Genomic DNA, 2,615 nt, shown 5'->3' with positions numbered 1-2,615 from the left:
GTCAATTATTTCCCATTTTGTTTTTTATCCTTATTTTGTATTTTTATTCTTTAAATTTTTTCGCAAAATTCGTCATAAATTTATTCTCAAATCAAATATTTTTCTGTATTTTTATTCTCGTGAAATTTTTCTTGATTTTTGTTGTTCTTGATTTTTCAGCTTGATTTTTGTGGCTTAACAGCTTTTATTTCTAATATTGTTAGTTTTTTTATTGAATATTTTTCGATTTATTTCATTGTTGAAATATTTTCACAAAAAATACCTCTAAGCTTTTCAAAGTTTGCTTAGAGGTGCAATTTTTTTCTATTCTTGTATTAATTTCTTGCCAGTCAACTTGTACACTTTTTTCGCTCTATTTTTCAGTCTCAAATCGTGTGTAACTGCAATTATCGTAATTTTTTTGTTCAATTCGTCCAACAAATCCAAAAATTGGTCGACGTATTCTTCGTCCAAATTTGCCGTCGGCTCATCCAATATCAAAATTTCCGGCTCGCTAATCAACGCTCGAACAATCATCAGTTTTTTTATTTCTCCTCCGGACAAATTCTTCGCACTGTTTAGTTTCAGAAGTTCTGGCATTTTGTATTTTTCGAGGATTTTTTCGCAATCAAAATCTTTTACGTTCGATATTTCAGCCTTCATTTGCAGATTTTCTCTGATTGTGAGTGCTGGAAATACGATAAGCTCTTGAGGGACAAACGAGATTTTATTTGAGCGAAGTTGAGATATTTCCTCGTCTGATAGGTCTTTAATTTCCTTGGAAAATATTTTGACTTCTCCTTCGTCGTAATTCAAAAATCCGAGAATTATGTTCAACAACGTGCTTTTGCCAGCTCCGCTCGCCCCAACTATTGCCAGATAATCTTTTTCTTCTACCGACAAATCAAGATTTTTTAGTACTTCGTTGTATCTTTTGTCGTTGATGAGGTATTTTTTTGATAGGTTGTCTATTTTTATGATTTCCATTTAATTACCTCGCAATTCCAGTGCCAATTCGCTGTTCGATATTTTGATTAGATTGTAAATTTGTGTAATCACAGAAATTACAACTATCACCGCCAATGTCACAAGCGAGATGAGAAAAATTTCCTTTGCATTTACGCTCATAAATGCGATGTCGAGCGATTTTTCAATTTGAGTGGAAAACAACTTGACAGTCAGAATTGAAAATGAGATTCCAATTACAGCGCCGATTGACGACAAAGCAACCGAGTATTTCAGAATGATTTTTTGTAGTTTTTTCTTCGTTAATCCCAGTATTCTGAGTGTAGCCATTTGTTTTTCCTTGTCTTTGAAGTCTACTGTGAATATCGACACCAAGACAATCAACGACATTAAAAGTGTAAATGTGAGCAGTATTTTCAAATATCTCATCAACGAGAACATTTCTTTTGACAGGTTGTTTACAAAATTTTTGTTCTTCACCACCATCGTCGAAGTGTGTCGAAGCGCCACTATCAAATCTTCTGTAAGTTTTTCGGTGTCATAGTTGTCCTGTTTTTTTATCAAAATCGACGAGATTTCTGAATTTGGAACATATTTTTGAGGATTTTTTTTCACAGAATCGTGTAACATTCTTTTCGCCGTGTTGAAATTCATAAAAATCGCGTTGTCAAATCCTAGTCCTGTCTTCATAAGTTTTGATTTTACAGTATATGTTCTTCCAAAAAAGCTCAATTTATCTGCGTTGAGAGCACTCACATTGTTTCCAATCAAAACGTCGCCATCTTTCAATTCCTTTACATCTTTTTTCATCCAAGGTTTAATGGTAAAATCCCTGTCGAAATCAATTCCAATCGCCTGAACCGGAAATGAACAGCAAGATTCTTGGAGCGTTGCGATGTACAACTGTGGTGCGAATTTTTCGATGCCGTCGATGGTTTTTACTTTGTCCAGTACGCTGTTTTTCATATAAAATTCAGACGGTTTCCCCGACACAAATAGCGTTTCCTGTTGTGTGCCACTTTTTTCTGGAATAATCATCATATCCGCACCGAGTCTCTGTTTCATATTCGTTATCGAATTGTTAAGCCCAATTGCGAAATACATACTCACAAACAACAGACCGGACACAATCGCCATTATCATCACAATTACAAAAGTTCGTGCGGGATTTTGAGAAATCCAGTTTTTCAGATACAGTTTATCTTTCATCAACGCTCTTCTTCAAACAAATGATATAAGCTATGGATATCACTGCCAAAACTATCGAGCAGATGCAAATTGCCGGAATTGTCTTCATTTGACAACAAGCTCCTGCGTGTTTGCATCCACCAATGATTACTTTTGCGAGCAAGAATGAATCAATAGCCAAGATTGGAACAGCAATGTTGATTCCTAGCTGGATTTTTTCTTCCTTTATGATGTAGGCAATAATAAGTAAAATCACAATCGTAACTGCAATAACTGTGACCGCGTTTGACATATGAAAACACTTCATAGGCATTTTGCCCGGCATAACTTTGCAAGGCTTGGCGATGAATTTTGGAACAAGTGCGAAAATAACCGCCACAATTAGCTGTAAAATTTTCAAAATTTTTTTCATAAATTTCTCCTTTTATTTTTAATTTTGTTTTAATTTTTTGTTTCTTCGATAATTTTACCATAGTTTAAAT

General features: G+C 34.4%; 3 protein-coding genes. All 3 read right to left on the bottom strand.

Annotated features, from left to right (window positions below; genetic code table 11):
- Positions 1–303: 303 nt before the first annotated feature.
- The 3 genes from Q0X02_RS07840 to Q0X02_RS07830 are packed head-to-tail and all read right to left on the bottom strand — an operon-like array spanning position 304 to position 2,545.
- The gene (locus Q0X02_RS07840; protein WP_297814049.1) at positions 304–966 is read right to left on the bottom strand and encodes an ABC transporter ATP-binding protein; all 663 of its coding nucleotides are present in this window, start codon (positions 964–966) and stop codon (positions 304–306) included.
- Positions 967–2,154 (bottom strand): FtsX-like permease family protein, encoded by a 1,188-nt coding sequence (locus Q0X02_RS07835; RefSeq protein WP_297814046.1) that lies wholly within the window; start codon positions 2,152–2,154, stop codon positions 967–969. It abuts the gene before it with no gap.
- Complete coding sequence (locus Q0X02_RS07830) at positions 2,144–2,545, bottom strand: DUF4418 family protein (RefSeq protein ID WP_297814043.1); 402 nt, start codon at positions 2,543–2,545, stop codon at positions 2,144–2,146. The genes Q0X02_RS07835 and Q0X02_RS07830 overlap by 11 nt, the downstream gene beginning before the upstream one ends.
- Positions 2,546–2,615 lie beyond the last annotated feature (70 nt).

Source organism: uncultured Finegoldia sp. (genome assembly GCF_947252345.1).
Classification (GTDB): domain Bacteria; phylum Bacillota; class Clostridia; order Tissierellales; family Peptoniphilaceae; genus Finegoldia.
This window is presented reverse-complemented; position numbering and strand designations above follow the sequence as displayed.